Below are 15,898 nucleotides of genomic sequence, written 5' to 3' on the forward strand. Positions count from 1 at the left end.
TAGGCAAGCTTCCTCGGGCTTGTCAAAAGTCTTGACGCAAAACCGAAGGTTCACGTCGCGCAATGCAGCGCTGTCTCGGGCAGACGCGGCATGTACTTCCCAGTCGAACCGTACCGCTTGCCGGCTCCTCATCGCCGGGCTTTGGCAAGATGAGCATGACAGAATGGTACAAGGGGTTTTCGGTCAGGTCCGGCGTGTTCACAGGCCAGGACTGGGCGTAGCAGGTAAATCCGGCTCCGCCTCTTCCTGCCTGAACCACATCGCGCCGCAAGGCGACCAAGGGGCGGTTCAGCGCAAGAAACAATGGCCAAAGCGGGCAAGGCACGCCGAAACGCGGCATGGCGAACCCTTCGACGTTCTTGCGCAGCAACATGCCGCCCGAGCTGTCACAAATCACCAGCCCCGCCCCCTGTGGCACAACCGTTTCGGGCATTGCAGCGATGCGCCGCAAGACTTCGGGTATGCCCGCCCCGAATTCACCCGCCAGTTGCGCCGGATCGGGTCCAAACTTTGCGCAGGCTTCGGAAAACGGCTCCAGCGGCAAGGCAAGCGCGTCCGAGCGGTATTGCCTCAGGAAATCCACCGCAATCCGTCGCGACGCGCGCGAGGCCAGTTCAGATCGCCCCTCGACCAATTCTTCCGGCGTCTTGAGCCCTTCCTCCAGTTCCGGAAAGTGATAGCCCTGTGCTGCACAGAACGCTTCGGCCTCTTCGCGGGGGATACTGCCGGGGTTCTCGCTCCGGTCGCTTTCATCCAGATAGGACACCAAGGTCTTGCTGCTTTCAGCAAGCCGCAGGCTGTCTTCGTTCAGGTTGCGGTGAAAACGGTCGCGCCATTTCGGCTCAAGATCGCCTGTTTCGGCAAGGATCGAGGCGGTCGAGCGGATCGACGCCGCGGTTGAGAGTACCTCGTGCAACGAAGCGGCAAGATCCGGGTCGTGGGACAACCGATCCGACAGGATATCAACGGTGCGCTCAAGCGAGGCAATCCTGCGGTGCGATTGTGCTAGAACCTGCGCCCAGCCCGGAAACCGGCCCGCGAATTCATCAACCCTTTCGGTTTCCGCCTGCACCTTGTCCGCATCCGCGGCCGCCTCGCGCAGGGTCGAGATCAGCGCCGCCTCCGCCCCTTCCGAGAGCATGGAGGGCTCGACCCCCAGTACATGGGCTATATTGACAAGTAGTTTGCCACCGATTCTGCGGCGGTTGTGTTCGATGAGATTGAGATATGAGGCCGAAATCCCGGCCTCTCGCGCCAGTTCGGCCTGACGCATCCCCGCGATCAGCCGCCGCTCGCGGATACGTCCGCCCGTCAGGGTGTCTCTTGCCACACTCGCTCCCCCGCTTTGTCAGGCAATTTCAAAGGGTTTCTGCATCGCAACATAATTAATTTTACAAGAAACGTACCGCCTATGTACATTTATTGACAAAATTATCTTTCGGAACAAGGGGTTTATTGCGAAGTTTTCGGAACTGTCCTCTTATTTGATTTGCACATACGTGCCTGTGTCGCGTTCGTTGAGGAGCGTCGCGATGCGTTTTTCGAAAAGGGAGGATATTCATGTCCAAATATGATGTCACACGTCGGGGCGTGCTGAGAACCGGCGCTATAGCCGGCGCTGGCTTTGCTCTGCCGACATACCTGCGCGCTCAGGAAAGCGGTTATTTGAACGCCCCTACGGGCAGCACGGTTACACTTGGTTTCAACGTACCCCAGACCGGCCCCTATGCCGACGAGGGCGCTGACGAACTGCGCGCCTTTGAACTGGCGGTCGAGCATCTCAACGGCGAAGGCGACGGCGGCATGCTGAATACCTTCAGCTCCAAGTCGCTCAGCGGCAGCGGCATCCTCGGCAAAAAAGTCGAATTCGTCACCGGCGATACGCAAACGAAATCGGACGCAGCCCGAGCATCCGCCAAGTCGATGATCGAAAAAGACGGTGCGATCATGATTTCCGGCGGCTCGTCTTCGGGTGTGGCCGTCGCGGTTCAGGGTCTCTGCCAAGAGGCAGGCGTCATCTTCATGGCTGGCCTGACCCACTCGAACGACACCACCGGCAAGGATAAGAAGGCCAACGGTTTCCGTCACTTCTTCAACGCTTACATGTCGGCCGCCGCGCTGGCGCCGGTTCTCAAGAACCTCTACGGCGACGACCGTCGCGCCTATCACCTGACGGCGGATTACACTTGGGGCTGGACCCAGCAGGAATCCATCGCGGCCGCGACCGAGGCAATGGGCTGGGAAACCGTCAACAACGTGCTGACACCGCTGGCTTCGACGGACTTCTCGTCCTACATCGCGCCGGTGCTGAACTCTGGCGCAGACGTGCTGGTTCTCAACCACTACGGCGGCAACATGGTCAACTCGCTCACCAACGCCGTCCAGTTCGGTCTGCGTGAAAAGCAGGCCAACGGCAAGAATTTCGAGATCGTCGTTCCGCTCTACTCCGAGCTCATGGCGAAAGGTGCCGGCAAGAACATCGCGGGCATCGTCGGCTCCCAGAACTGGGACTGGAAACTCGAAAACGAAATGGGCGACAAATACGCTGGCACCAACGCCTTCGTGAAGTCCTTTGGCGAGAAATACGGCTTCCCGCCGTCGCAGGCCGCCCAGACCTGCTATGCGCAGACGCTGCTCTACGCAGACGCAGCCGAGCGTGCAGGCACCTTCAATCCTTGCGCAATCGTGGAAGCGCTCGAGGGATACGAATTCGACGGCCTCGGCAACGGTCCGACCTCCTATCGTGCTGAAGACCACCAGTGCTTCAAGGACGTTGTTGTCGTGAAGGGTGCGGCCGATCCTGAGGACGAATTCAACCTCGTGGAAATCGTCGAAGTCACTCCGGTCGAGCAGGTCACCTACGAGCCCGATCACCCGATGTTCGCCGGCGGCGAACTCGGTCAGTGCAACCCCGGCGCATAAGAACCGGATCGCATTGTTCAGGGCGGGTTTCAGCCCGCCCTGACGCGCTGACTGGCGGGCTGTGCGCGAAAGCCGCCTTCCGCGCGATCAATGATAAGTAACCATTGGGGGCAACGTCATGGACGCCATCATCCTTCAACTACTCAACGGGTTGGACAAAGGGTCCGCCTATGCGCTGATTGCGCTTGGCCTGACCCTGATTTTCGGCACGTTGGGGGTCGTCAACTTCGCTCATGGCGCGATCTTCATGATCGGCGCATTCTGCGCCGTTACGCTGAGCAAACTCTTCAACCTCAGCCATAAGTCTTCTGAACCGTCGGGCACCGATTTCCTCGGCAACCCGAAATACGAAGACATCCTCTACGTGAAAGACTGGTTCGGCGAAAGTTTCGGCGCCTGGATGATCGACTGGTCAGTACCGCTGGCCGTCATCTTTGCGATTCCGATCATGGTCGGTCTTGGCTTTCTGATGGAGCGCGGACTTATCAAGCATTTTTACAAACGCCCCCACGCCGATCAGATCCTCGTGACCTTCGGTCTTGCCATCGTGCTTCAGGAGATCATCAAGTATTTCTACGGTGCCAACCCGATCCCGACAACCGCCCCCGAAGCATTTCGTGGCAGCTTCGATTTCGGCGTCCTGCTCGGGTTCGACCAGAACGCCATCATCTACCCCTACTGGCGACTGGTCTATTTCGGCTTCTCAGCCCTGATCATCGGCGCGGTCTTTGCCTTCCTGCAATTCACCACGTTTGGCATGGTTGTGCGCGCGGGCATGGCAGATCGTGAAACGGTCGGCCTGCTCGGCATCAACATCAACCGCCGCTTTACCATCATGTTCGGCATCGCCGCTGCTGTCGCAGGACTCGCGGGCGTCATGTACGCGCCGATCAACTCCCCCAACTATCACATGGGGATGGACTTCCTCGTGCTAAGCTTCGTTGTGGTCGTGGTCGGCGGCATGGGATCCCTGCCCGGTGCCGTGCTGGCGGGTTTCCTGCTTGGTATTCTCGAAAGCTTCGCCTCGATGAACGAGGTCAAGAACGTCCTGCCCGGCATCGACCAGATCATCATCTACCTCGTTGCCATCATTATCTTGCTGACACGTCCGCGTGGCCTGATGGGTCGCCGTGGCGTGATGGAGGAATAAGCCCATGCTCGGTCTCACCCCCAAGGATACGACGCTGCTGATCATCGTGGCCATCCTGACCTTGTTCGCACCGTTCATCCTGAACCCGTTTCCCACCGACAGCGCGATGGCACAGTTCAACGCGGGCTATCCCGACCTGATGCAGCGTTTCGTGATCTTCGGGATCTTTGCCATCGGCTTCAACATCCTCTTCGGCCTGACTGGCTATCTCAGCTTCGGTCACGCCGCCTTCCTCGGGGTCGGCAGCTATTCCGCCGTCTGGATGATGAAACTGCTGACCATGAACGTGATCCCCGCGATCGTCCTTTCGGTCATAGTCGCAGGCCTGTTCTCGGTCGTCATCGGCTATATCTCCCTGCGCCGTTCAGGCATCTACTTCTCGATCCTGACACTCGCCTTTGCGCAGATGTCCTATAACCTCGCCTACTCGGTGCTCACGCCGGTCACCAACGGTGAAACCGGCCTCCAGATCGCCCTCGACGATCCGCGCATCCTCGACGGCGCAAACGCGCCGCAATACCCGAACCTGTTCGGGACCGAGATGAACGACGCGGTGACCATGACCCTTGGTCCCTGGGCCTTTACCTTCTCGGTCGGTTACTACGTCTGCGCGATCATCATGATGCTGGCCTTCTATCTTTCGATCCGCATTTTCCGCTCGCCTTTCGGCATGATGCTGCGCGCGGTCAAATCCAACCAGCAGCGGATGAACTACACCGGCCTCAATACCCGCCCCTACACGCTGGCCGCCTTTGTCATCTCGGGCATGTACGCCGGTCTCGCCGGTGGGCTCATGGCCTCGATGGATCCGCTGGCAGGGGCTGAACGGATGCAATGGACGGCAAGTGGTGAAGTCGTGCTGATGACGATTCTCGGCGGTGCGGGCACCCTGATCGGTCCGGTCGTGGGCGCTGGTTTCATCAAGTATTTCGAGAACATCTTCTCGAAGATCAACGACTCCATCCTGCACCAATGGTTCTCTTTCATGCCGGAAGGGCTTGAAGATCTGCTCGTCTTCCTCGTCCACCCGTTCATTGGCAAGGGATGGCACCTGACGCTTGGTCTCTTGTTCATGCTGGTCGTGATCTTCCTGCCCGGCGGTCTTGTCGAAGGCGGTCAGCGCCTAAGCAAGATGTTCCGTCGCAAGGCCAAGACCTCGGACGAAAAGACCGACGGCAAAACCTCTCCCGCCGAATAGGAGCGCATCATGGGTATTCTTGAAATCAAGAACGTCAACAAGCGCTTCGGCGGTTTGCAGGCACTTGGCAATGTCAATCTCTCGGTCGCAGAAAACACGGTTCACGCGATCATCGGCCCGAACGGGGCAGGTAAATCGACCCTGCTCAACTGCCTCGTCGGCAAGCTGATCCCGGATACCGGGTCGGTCATGTTCGACGGACAGTCGGTGCTGGGCCGCGCCCCCTACGAGATCAACCAGATGGGGATCAGCCGCGTGTTCCAGACGCCCGAGATCTTTGGCGATCTGACGGTGATGGAAAATATGCTCATCCCCTGCTTTGCCAAACGCGACGGGTCGTTTGAGATGAACGCGCTGGCATCCATGTCAAAACAACGCGACATAATGGAAAAGGCCGAACAGATGCTGGTCGACATGAACATGGCCGACAAGCGGCACATGCACGCGGCTTCCATGTCGCGCGGCGACAAGCGTCGGCTTGAAATCGGCATGTGTCTCAGTCAGGAACCGCGCCTCCTCTTGCTCGACGAACCGACTGCGGGCATGGCGCGCGCAGACACCAACAACACCATCGACCTGCTCAAACAGATCAGTGCCGAACGCGACATTACCATCGCCATCATTGAACATGACATGCATGTGGTTTTCAGCCTCGCGCAGCGGATCACGGTTTTGGCGCAGGGCACACCGCTGGTCGAAGACACACCGGAAAAAATCAAGGGCCACCCCAAGGTACGCGAAGCTTACCTCGGCGAGAGCGCATAAGGAGAAGACCTCATGAACGTCAAACCGGACTTTTCCAAACACGCCAATCAGGCAGAAACCGCCCCCGCCTTCCTCTCGGTCTGGGACGTGCACGCCTATTACGGCGAGAGCTACATCGTCCAAGGCGTCAACTTCAACGTTCACGAAGGCGAGATCCTCGCTCTTCTGGGCCGGAACGGTGCAGGCAAGACATCAACGCTGCGGGCGATTGCCCGGCTTGGCGATCCTGAAATCAAAAAGGGCGAGATCTGGCTGGACCACCAGCCGCTGCACAGCATGTCCAGCTATCAGGCGGCCACTGCCGGACTAGGTCTCGTACCCGAGGATCGCCGGATCATCCCCGGCCTCACGGTCGAGGAAAACCTGCAATTAGCGCAGATTGCACCGCCGATCGGCTGGTCGATAGAACGGGTCTATGACCTGTTTCCCCGTCTCGGCGAACGTCGCCGACAGGAAGGTGTGACGCTTTCGGGCGGCGAACAACAGATGCTCGCAATCGCCCGGGCGCTTTGTCGCGACATCAAAGTCCTGCTTCTCGACGAACCCTACGAAGGTCTCGCCCCGGTGATCGTGGATGAAATCGAGAAAACCCTGATCACTATCAAGGAACTCGGCATCACCACGGTGATCGTCGAACAGAACGCCGTGCGGGCGCTGGAACTGGCTGACCGATCCGTTATCCTTGACACAGGCAGCGTCGTTTTCGACGGTTCCGCCGCCGAGGTTCTTCAGAACAAGGAACTGCGCGAGGAATATCTTGCCATCTGAATTTGGTCATTCCTGCAGTGGCAGCAGGTTCGATTAATAATCAAATCCATCTCATTTCGGCGTCCCTGGCGGGGCGCCATTTTCGTTTCGTTAACTCCCTGCGGTCAAAGTAACAAACGGGTGAGGGCTCCAAACCGATGATGGAGCAATGAAATGCAAATATCGTATGGCGTTCCTATCGTGGCCCCGCAGATTACGGGCCATCCCGCAGGCTTACCGGCTGACGCGCCACCGCCGGACACCGACAAGAAAGTGACTGAGGCTTCTGCCAAGTCAGAAAGCGACAGTGCCAGCTCGCGCGACACCTCCAGCGAGGAAAGCACGCCTCCAACCGCGATGCAGCGGAAAATCATGGAGATACTGGAACAGCAGGCCGAAGAACTCACCTAGCGAATCTTTTCTATTTCTCTGTCATATTGCGGCCGAATGGCGACCCGGGCGTCACCCGTTTCCTTTATCACGCGCACAGGAACGGTGCCCCGGGTAGAATACATTAACCACTTAAGACGCCCAGGCTGACACCCTTGGCCGTCACACGCATGTCTCGGATCTCGACCGGGACGAATGGTTAACACGCCCGCCCGCAAGGAAATTCTCGCCCGAACTGTCCCGACGCCACAGGCGCGAGCGGGCCTTTTCCGGCTGGAAACCCCCTGCCCTGAAATGCGCGAATTCATGGTTGCGCAAACTTATTCCGGGCCAAGGACGCTTTTCACCCCTTTGGTCATGCCCTATAAGCGGGCATCAGTGAAAGGCCCGCGCCAGACAGGCCGTGCAGAACCGGTCGAGGAAACCATGACAGAACAGAAACACGACTCGGACGTGGCGTTTATCAAAGCCCTCGCGGAATTGCTCCGTGAAAACGATCTGACCGAGCTACAAGTAAAACGCGAATACGGCGAAGACGATGCCCTGAACGTGCGCGTCAGCCGTATGCAACCGGCTCCCGCCGCCGTTGCCGCTCCTGCGCCGGCACCCATCGCGGCTCCGGCCAGTGCATCCGCTGCTGCACCGGCTGCAGCTCCTGCCGCCCCCGAAGCAAGCGAAGATCCCGCAAGCCATCCGGGCGCGGTAACCTCGCCCATGGTCGGTACGGTCTACATGCAGCCCGAACCCGGTGCGCCCGCATTCATCAGCGTCGGCGCAAGCGTTTCCGAAGGCGACACCCTGCTGATCGTCGAAGCCATGAAAACGATGAATCATATCCCCGCGCCCCGCGCCGGTACGATCAAGCGCATCCTCGTCGAGGACGGCGCCGCGATCGAATATGGAACCCCCCTTGTGATTATCGAATAAGGCATTCAGATGTTTGATAAAATCCTGATTGCCAACCGCGGAGAAATCGCCCTTCGCGTGGTACGTGCCGCCCGCGAAATGGGGATTGCCACCGTCGCGGTGCATTCGACCGCCGACAGCGACGCGATGCATGTGCGCATGGCCGATGAATCGATCTGCATCGGCCCCCCGCCCAGCCCGCAAAGTTATCTCTCGATCCCGGCGATCATGTCTGCCTGCGAAATCACGGGCGCCCAGGCGATCCACCCCGGCTATGGGTTTCTCTCCGAGAACGCCAATTTCGTGCAGATCGTCGAAGACCACGACATCGCTTTTATCGGCCCGACCGCCGAGCATATCCGCATCATGGGCGACAAGATCACCGCCAAGGACACGATGAAGGCGCTCGGCGTGCCTTGCGTACCCGGCAGTGAGGGCGGCGTTCCCGATCTTGCGACCGCCAAGAAGATCGGCGACGAAATCGGTTACCCGGTTATTATCAAGGCGACAGCCGGTGGCGGCGGCAAGGGCATGAAAGTGGCACAAAGCGCCGCTGACATGGAACGCGCTTTTCAGACCGCCCGCGCCGAAGGCAAATCGAACTTCGGCAATGACGAAGTTTACATCGAGAAATACCTGACGACACCGCGCCACATCGAAATTCAGGTTTTCGGCGACGGCAAGGGCAAGGCTGTGCACCTTGGCGAACGTGACTGTTCGCTGCAGCGTCGCCACCAAAAGGTTTTCGAAGAAGCCCCTGGTCCCACTATCACCGCCGAAGAACGCGCGCGCATCGGCAAGGTCTGCGCCGATGCGGTGGCCAAGATCAACTATGCCGGCGCGGGCACAATCGAATTCCTCTATGAGAACGGTGAATTCTACTTCATCGAAATGAATACCAGGCTTCAGGTCGAACACCCGGTGACCGAGGCGATCTTTGGGGTCGACCTTGTACGCGAACAGATCCGCGTGGCCGCCGGACTGCCGATGTCCTTCACGCAGGACGACCTCAAGATCAACGGCCATGCGATCGAAGTGCGTATCAACGCCGAGCGGCTTCCGAACTTTTCGCCCTGCCCGGGCAAGATCACCCAGTATCACTCGCCGGGTGGCCTTGGGGTCCGGATCGATTCAGCGCTCTACGATGGCTATTCGATCCCGCCCTATTACGATAGCCTGATCGGCAAGCTGATCGTGCATGGTCGTGACCGTCCCGAGGCGCTGGCCCGTCTGAACCGTGCCCTGTCCGAGCTTATCGTGGATGGCGTCGACACGACGATCCCGCTGTTCAATGCCCTTCTCGAGGACGCAGACATCCACAAGGGCAGCTACAACATCCACTGGCTGGAACATTGGCTGGAGACGAAACTCGCCGACGGGTAATCACGATATCACCCGTATTGGGCTGCATCTGGTACCTGTCCAACCATGAGACTGACTCCGGAACTCCTTCTTGAAGGCTATTCCATCGGTATCTTCCCCATGGCCGAGCATAGGGAAGATACCGACGTCTTCTGGGTCGACCCCAAACGTCGCGGCATCATCCCGCTTGACGGCTTCCGGATTTCCCGCTCGCTCGCACGCAAGATGCGCCGCACCCCTTTTCGGATCTCGACGGATGAGGATTTCGCCGGGGTGGTCGATGGCTGCGCGGATCGGGCTGAAACATGGATAAATGCCGACATCCGAGAGCAATATCTCACCCTTCACCGCAACAACAACGCGCATTCAGTTGAAGTATGGGAAGATCAGGAGCTTGTCGGAGGAGTCTACGGGGTGGTTCTTGGCTCAGCCTTCTTTGGCGAAAGCATGTTTTCCCGACGAACAGACGCATCAAAGATCGCGCTTGCCTATCTCGTGGACCGGTTGCGCGAGGGGGGGTTCACGCTGTTCGATACGCAGTTCAGCACCGCGCATCTTGCGTCGCTTGGCGGGCAGGAAATCAGCCGCGCCGCCTATCACCGGATGCTAAGAGACGCTGTGCGCCGCGAGGCGGATTTCACCGCCCCCCAAACTCCGTCCGCTCAGGACGTGATACAGCGCAATACCCAGATGTCGTAACGGCTGTGATCCAGCGCATTCAGCGCCGGCGCAGATGCAATCATCCAGCCCCGAAACGCGACGCTGGCTTTTTCGGGCTCGTGGATCGTCAGATAGGCATAGGCATCGCCGGTCGGGTTATCCGTCGGGTAACGACAATCAGAAAGCTCGACTTCCAACCCGAAAACGGCGCGACCGCCCCCGGAATAGATTTCGACATCGACCGTCTGGCCATTGACCTTGTCGAGCCCGCGCAGAACGGCCCCTTGCCCCGAGGTGACCTGAACCCGATCCTGAAGATGGGCCTCGCCCGGCAGCACAAATGCCAGAAGCGCAGCGGCGATAAGTCGGGTCACTATTCCGAGTCCCCTCCGCTGCCGGCAACGAACTGCACGAGCAGCGAGATCAGGCTTACAGCACCCTGAGTATCCTCAATTTCATCACCCGGCGCGAAATAGTCGAGCGAACCGCCCGGATTGATCTCGACGAAATTGCCGCCCAGCAGCCCCTCTGAGGCAACAATGGCCGCGCTGTCATCGGGGATTTCAATACCTTCCCGCACAGAGATGGTCGTCACGGCGCGGTAGGTCTGCGTATCCAGTTCGACGCCGGACACGGCTCCGATCTTCACCCCGGCAAGACGCACATCGGTTCCGACCGAAACGCCTTCGAGCGAACGGAACGAAGCGGTGAGATCATAGCCGGAAGTGGACGTGCCAAGACCGGTTGTCTGGGTCGCATAAAGCGCGAATGCGGCAGCAGCCGCGAGAACGACGCCGCCCGTCACGACTTCGGTGATGTTGTAGCTTGCCATGTTATGCTCCGTCAGGGCGTTATTCGGGGCTCCAGGCCTCGTAGTCCTTGCGCTCTACCGGGTTCATGCGGCGGATCGAACCAGCAGGCGCATAGGCCAGATCGGTGCCGGTCAGGTTTTCCTGGTGCGGCTTTTCCCAGACCTTGTGAACAAGGGGTTTATCGGTCGGTGGCTGCTTCCACGTCCGGTGCAGCCATCCATGCCAGTCCGGATCAACCCGGCTGGCTTCGATCTCACCATTGAAGATGACCCAGCGCTTGGTGTCGTCGACGTTACGGTAGAACACGTTCCCCTGCGAATCTTCGCCCACCTTGACGCCCTTGCGCCAGGTAAAGATCTGGGTGTTGAGTGTCTGTCCGTTCCACCAGGTCACGGCCCGCAGCAAAGTATTCAGGATTCCCATAGGCATCTCCGTAGGTCTTTCCGTGATATGGCTCAATTTACCGCCGAGGTCCAGAGAATAGCCCCGTTCCAGCCAAGAGGACGCACCCTGTGGCAAGGCTTGGCCCAAGCAAGGTAAGCAAACGTTAAAGCTTCTTCGCTGCTGTCGTTTTCGACTCGCAAAAGCAGCCTAGCTTTCCCCCGGCAAAAGTGCGGTCACCTCGATTTCGATCCGGTATTTCGGATCGATCAACCCGCATTCGATCATGGTCGCCACGGGCGGATTGTCTCCGAATACTTCGCGCAGCACGGGCCAGCAGGGTTCGAATTCTTCGCGATCCGGCAACATGTATGTAACACGCAGCACGTCGGCAAAAGAAGCACCCGCTTCGGCCAAGGCGCGCTCAATGATGTTCAGCGCATCGCGACACTGGGCAACGACGTCATCTCCCTGCCCCACCGTGCCCGCGACATGAACAAGGCCGCCAGCGACGACGGCCCTGCAATATCCGACTTTGGATTCAAATGCCCCGCCAGAATGTATCCGCCGGATGGACATTTCTTAACCCGCCGAGGCCGAGTCTTTCTCGGTATCCGCGTGGATCATCAAAGGTGCGGCGTCGGATGTGACGGCCTCTTCGTTGACAACCACCTCGGTCACGCTGTCGAGCCCGGGAAGGTCGAACATGGTATCGAGCAGGATGTCCTCGAGGATCGAGCGAAGCCCACGCGCGCCAGTCTTGCGTTCGATGGCACGCTTGGCGATGGCGGTCAGCGCATCGTCGGTAAAGGTCAGCTCGGTATCTTCCAGTTCGAAAAGACGCTGGTACTGCTTGACCAGAGCGTTCTTGGGCTGGGTCAGGATCGTGACAAGCGCATCTTCATCCAGATCTTCGAGCGTCGCGAGAACCGGCAGACGACCAACGAATTCCGGGATCAGGCCGAATTTGAGCAGATCTTCGGGTTCGAGGTCCTTGAACACTTCACCAACGCCACGGTCGTCATTATCACGCACATCGGCACCAAAGCCCATTGCGCTTCCTTTGCCACGCTGAGCGATGATCTTGTCCAGTCCGGCAAAGGCGCCGCCGCAGATGAACAGGATGTTCGTGGTGTCCACCTGCAGGAACTCCTGCTGCGGATGCTTGCGCCCGCCCTGCGGCGGAACGGAAGCCACGGTGCCTTCCATCAGCTTGAGCAACGCCTGCTGCACGCCCTCGCCCGAAACGTCGCGGGTGATCGAGGGGTTCTCGGACTTGCGGGTGATCTTGTCGACCTCGTCGATATAGACGATGCCGCGCTGCGCGCGTTCGACATTGTATTCGCTCGACTGAAGCAGCTTGAGAATGATGTTCTCGACATCTTCACCCACGTACCCGGCTTCGGTAAGCGTGGTTGCATCCGCCATGGTGAACGGCACGTCCAGAATCCGCGCCAGCGTCTGCGCCAGCAGGGTCTTGCCGCAGCCCGTCGGGCCAATCAGCAAAATGTTGGACTTTGCCAGCTCGATATCGCTGCCAGCTTTCTGGGCATGGTTCAGTCGCTTGTAGTGGTTGTGAACGGCCACGGAGAGCACCCGCTTGGCCGTCGCCTGACCGATCACGTAATCATCGAGAACATCGCAGATATCCTTCGGGGTCGGGACCCCGTCGGTGGACTTGAGCCCCGATGCCTTGGTTTCTTCGCGGATGATGTCCATGCAGAGTTCGACGCATTCATCACAGATGAACACGGTCGGACCCGCAATCAGCTTGCGCACCTCGTGCTGGCTTTTGCCGCAAAAACTACAGTAAAGTGTGTTCTTGCTGTCGCCGCCTGAATTCGTTGCCATACTATACCTTTCGGCTTCGATAGATCATCGTCGCGCCCCGAGTTCGGGACAGGTCCACCCACTTCGCATCCAGCTTAGGACAGCCAACCGGGCACCACAATCGCAAATTATGTCGCTCGCGGGCCGGTGTTTCCGAGTGCGTCAAAAAGCGACGATATTAACTTTTGGCCTCTGCGGCCTCTTCCCGGCTCTCCACGATCTCATCGATATGTCCCCATTCCTTGGCTTCTTCAGGGGACATGAAATTGTCGCGGTCGAGCGCCTTTTCCACTGCTTTCTTGGTCTGACCCGTATGCTTGACGTAGATGTCGTACAACCGATCCTTTAGTTTCTGTGTCTCGGCCGCGTGGATCATGATATCCGATGCCTGGCCCTGATAGCCGCCCGACGGCTGGTGCACCATGATACGGCTGTTGGGCAGCGAGAAGCGCATACCCGGCGCACCACCGGCAAGAAGAACGGATCCCATCGAGGCTGCCTGACCGATGCAAAGGGTTGAAACCTTTGGCTTAATGTATTGCATCGTATCGTAAATCGACAGGCCTGAGGTCACCACACCGCCCGGTGAGTTAATGTATAGGCTGATTTCCTTCGACGGGTTCTCTGCCTCGAGATGCAGCAGCTGCGCAACGACCAGATGGCTCATCCCGTCGTGGATAGGCCCGTTGATAAAGATGATCCGCTCCTTCAGCAGGCGCGAAAAAATATCATAGGCACGTTCGCCGCGGCTGGTCTGCTCAACCACCATCGGGACGAGGTTCATGTAGGTGTTAACGGGATCGAACATTTCGGTCTGCCTCTATTTATGGATCAAGCGGGAGGATACCCGACGAAGCGTCACACGAGTCTTATGCTCGCCCTGAGGGGCCTGCAAGGGGGCGCGCGTTTTCTGTTCTCCTGCGTTCGGATCAACGCATAGCTGTATGACTGCATGGTTAATTAGGTTCACGCAGAGGACACAATTATATTACTTACGCGAAATTGTGCCGCCTGAACGGTCGCAAGACGGGCCAATCGCGCAGAATCGCCCTCCTGTCGGTCTATCCGCCCGTGACTTTCACATTGTCCCTGTCAGCGACATGGACCGTACCTTGCCCGGCGATATGATTTTCGACCACATTCCAGATCGGTGGACCTTCGGTGCCCTCGTTCACGCTGGCCCATCCTGCGACCACATAGGATTTCTCCGGGTCGATCGCCTCACCGGTGCTCAACAGGGTGAGGTCGGAGATCCGCTCTCCCTGTGGTTTGGAAATATCGATGGCATAGGACAGCCCCCCGGTCCGCACCATGTCACCGCCCTGCTGGTAATACGGATCTGGGTTAAAGATGTTGTCGGCCACATCCTCGAGCACGACCTTCAGGAATTCGCCGGTCATCTCGCTGCGATAGGCCTCGGGATAGCTCATCGAGGTGACGTTCCAGATATCTTCCCGCGTGATGTCCTGCCCGGGGATCAGGCTTGGCCCCCAGCGTACGCCGGGGCTCAGCGCGATCTGGGCATCGCGCTCGGACAGAAGCGCGTCACAGATCAGATCGTCCCACGAGCCGTTGAAGTTGCCTCTCCGGTACAGCAGCGAGTCGGTTTGCCCGATCACTTCGCGCAACTCGGGTTCAAAAGGCGCACGCTGTTCATCGATCAGCCGCGCCATCTCTGGATCGGGCGTAACGACGTCGGAAAAGATAGGGATCAACTTGTGGCGAAATCCCATCATCTGGCCGTCGCGCACGTTGAGATCAACGCGGCTTACGAATTTCCCGTTAGAACCGGAGGCGATCAGGATGGTGTCGCCCACCAGCACCGGTTCGGGTAACGCATCATGAGTATGACCGGTCAGGATCACGTCGATCCCCTTCACGATGCCGGCCATTTTCTTGTCCACGTCAAAGCCGTTGTGCGACAGGCAAACCACAAGTCCCGCCCCTTGCGCCCGTACCTCGTCGACGATTTCCTGCATGTGTTCGTCACGAATGCCAAACGAATACTCGGGGAACATCCAGCCCGGATTGGCAATTGGCGTGTAAGGAAAGGCCTGCCCGATCACGGCAATCTTGATGCCGCCGCGCTCGAAAAATTCGTAAGGTTTGAACAGTTCGGCCGGTTCGTCCCATTCCGCATCGAAAATGTTCTGGCCCAGCGCCGCGAAAGGCAGGCCGCTGACCAGTTCCTGAATGCGGTCGCTGCCCAGCGTGAATTCCCAATGAAAGGTCATCGCGTCAGGCCGCAGGGCGTTCATCACGTTGACCATGTCCTGGCCCGCCGTGTGATGGCAGGTGTAGGACCCGTGCCAGGTATCGCCTCCGTCCAGCAGCAGGGCCTCGGGACGGTCGGCACGGATGCTGTTGGTTACGGTCGCCACCCGGTCCAGCCCCCCCATCCGGCCATAGCCTTTGGCCAGCGCGGTAAAGTCATCATAGGTCAGGGCGTAGTTCGAGGGGCTGCCATCCACGATACCGTAAAGCGCGCGAAAAGCGGCACCCGTCACATGCGGCACCTCGCCCCGGTTCGGGCCGACACCGATGTTCACCTCGGGTTCGCGGAAATAGATCGGCTTTAGCTGGGCATGGATATCGGTCACATGGATCAGCGTGACATTGCCGAAGCTGTCGAAATCCAGCAATTGATCCTGCGTCAGCGCCTGCTGCGCGGACAGCCGCGACCAGTTGCCAAAGCCCGAGCCGCCGATCAACGCCGAAGCAGCCATCGACGCCTGCAGGAAATCTCGTCGTGAAATCATAAAATTACTCCCGTCG

Annotated in this window: 17 protein-coding genes; 9 read left to right on the forward strand and 8 right to left on the reverse strand. The window is 58.8% G+C overall.

What is annotated here, in order from left to right; all coding sequences use genetic code 11:
* Positions 1-22 precede the first annotated feature (22 nt).
* Positions 23-1,330, reverse strand: a complete 1,308-nt coding sequence (locus tag MF268_RS02815) for a helix-turn-helix domain-containing protein (RefSeq protein ID WP_238369378.1) — start codon at positions 1,328-1,330, stop codon at positions 23-25.
* A 230-nt stretch (positions 1,331-1,560) separates the two neighbouring features.
* On the opposite strand from MF268_RS02815, the gene MF268_RS02820 reads away from it, so the two are divergent.
* From MF268_RS02820 to aat, 9 genes are all read left to right on the forward strand, one after another.
* A complete protein-coding gene (locus MF268_RS02820) occupies positions 1,561-2,922 on the forward strand; it encodes a substrate-binding protein (RefSeq protein ID WP_238369379.1) in 1,362 nt (453 codons plus the stop codon).
* Between the two features lie 118 nt (positions 2,923-3,040).
* Positions 3,041-4,072 (forward strand): branched-chain amino acid ABC transporter permease, encoded by a 1,032-nt coding sequence (locus MF268_RS02825; RefSeq protein ID WP_238369380.1) that lies wholly within the window; start codon positions 3,041-3,043, stop codon positions 4,070-4,072.
* Positions 4,073-4,076: 4 nt separating this feature from the next.
* Positions 4,077-5,270: a branched-chain amino acid ABC transporter permease gene (locus MF268_RS02830; protein ID WP_238369381.1), complete on the forward strand. Its 1,194-nt coding sequence runs from the start codon at positions 4,077-4,079 to the stop codon at positions 5,268-5,270.
* A gap of 9 nt (positions 5,271-5,279) precedes the next feature.
* Positions 5,280-6,035 (forward strand): ABC transporter ATP-binding protein, encoded by a 756-nt coding sequence (locus MF268_RS02835; RefSeq protein ID WP_238369382.1) that lies wholly within the window; start codon positions 5,280-5,282, stop codon positions 6,033-6,035.
* A 12-nt stretch (positions 6,036-6,047) separates the two neighbouring features.
* Entirely contained in the window at positions 6,048-6,803 is a 756-nt protein-coding gene (locus tag MF268_RS02840) for an ABC transporter ATP-binding protein (RefSeq protein ID WP_238369383.1), read from the forward strand.
* Positions 6,804-6,956: 153 nt separating this feature from the next.
* A complete protein-coding gene (locus tag MF268_RS02845) occupies positions 6,957-7,193 on the forward strand; it encodes a hypothetical protein (protein ID WP_238369384.1) in 237 nt (78 codons plus the stop codon).
* A gap of 405 nt (positions 7,194-7,598) precedes the next feature.
* The gene (accB, locus tag MF268_RS02850; RefSeq protein WP_238369545.1) at positions 7,599-8,099 is read left to right on the forward strand and encodes an acetyl-CoA carboxylase biotin carboxyl carrier protein; all 501 of its coding nucleotides are present in this window, start codon (positions 7,599-7,601) and stop codon (positions 8,097-8,099) included.
* A gap of 9 nt (positions 8,100-8,108) precedes the next feature.
* On the forward strand, positions 8,109-9,461 hold the full coding sequence (gene accC, locus MF268_RS02855) for an acetyl-CoA carboxylase biotin carboxylase subunit (protein ID WP_238369385.1): 1,353 nt from the start codon (positions 8,109-8,111) through the stop codon (positions 9,459-9,461).
* 45 nt (positions 9,462-9,506) lie between these two features.
* Positions 9,507-10,139 (forward strand): leucyl/phenylalanyl-tRNA--protein transferase, encoded by a 633-nt coding sequence (gene aat, locus MF268_RS02860; protein WP_238369386.1) that lies wholly within the window; start codon positions 9,507-9,509, stop codon positions 10,137-10,139.
* Here aat and MF268_RS02865 read toward each other — a convergent pair.
* The 7 genes from MF268_RS02865 to soxB form a co-directional block, all read right to left on the reverse strand.
* A complete protein-coding gene (locus MF268_RS02865; protein WP_420485405.1) occupies positions 10,103-10,474 on the reverse strand; it encodes a DUF2155 domain-containing protein in 372 nt (123 codons plus the stop codon). The two genes, aat and MF268_RS02865, sit on opposite strands and share 37 nt — an antisense overlap.
* Positions 10,474-10,932 (reverse strand): outer membrane lipid asymmetry maintenance protein MlaD, encoded by a 459-nt coding sequence (gene mlaD, locus MF268_RS02870; RefSeq protein WP_238369387.1) that lies wholly within the window; start codon positions 10,930-10,932, stop codon positions 10,474-10,476. Before mlaD ends, MF268_RS02865 begins: the two co-directional genes overlap by 1 nt.
* Before the next feature lie 19 nt (positions 10,933-10,951).
* Positions 10,952-11,335, reverse strand: a complete 384-nt coding sequence (locus tag MF268_RS02875; protein WP_238369388.1) for an NADH:ubiquinone oxidoreductase subunit NDUFA12 — start codon at positions 11,333-11,335, stop codon at positions 10,952-10,954.
* A gap of 168 nt (positions 11,336-11,503) precedes the next feature.
* Positions 11,504-11,872 carry a RidA family protein gene (locus tag MF268_RS02880; protein WP_238369389.1) on the reverse strand — a complete coding sequence of 123 codons (369 nt, stop codon included), beginning with the start codon at positions 11,870-11,872 and terminating at the stop codon, positions 11,504-11,506.
* Between the two features lie 3 nt (positions 11,873-11,875).
* Positions 11,876-13,144: an ATP-dependent Clp protease ATP-binding subunit ClpX gene (gene clpX / locus MF268_RS02885; protein WP_238369390.1), complete on the reverse strand. Its 1,269-nt coding sequence runs from the start codon at positions 13,142-13,144 to the stop codon at positions 11,876-11,878.
* Between the two features lie 157 nt (positions 13,145-13,301).
* Positions 13,302-13,931: an ATP-dependent Clp protease proteolytic subunit gene (locus tag MF268_RS02890; protein WP_238369391.1), complete on the reverse strand. Its 630-nt coding sequence runs from the start codon at positions 13,929-13,931 to the stop codon at positions 13,302-13,304.
* Between the two features lie 253 nt (positions 13,932-14,184).
* Positions 14,185-15,882 carry a thiosulfohydrolase SoxB gene (gene soxB / locus MF268_RS02895; RefSeq protein WP_238369392.1) on the reverse strand — a complete coding sequence of 566 codons (1,698 nt, stop codon included), beginning with the start codon at positions 15,880-15,882 and terminating at the stop codon, positions 14,185-14,187.
* Between the last annotated feature and the right edge of the window lie 16 nt (positions 15,883-15,898).

Source organism: Heliomarina baculiformis, assembly GCF_019966545.1.
GTDB lineage: Bacteria > Pseudomonadota > Alphaproteobacteria > Rhodobacterales > Rhodobacteraceae > Heliomarina > Heliomarina baculiformis.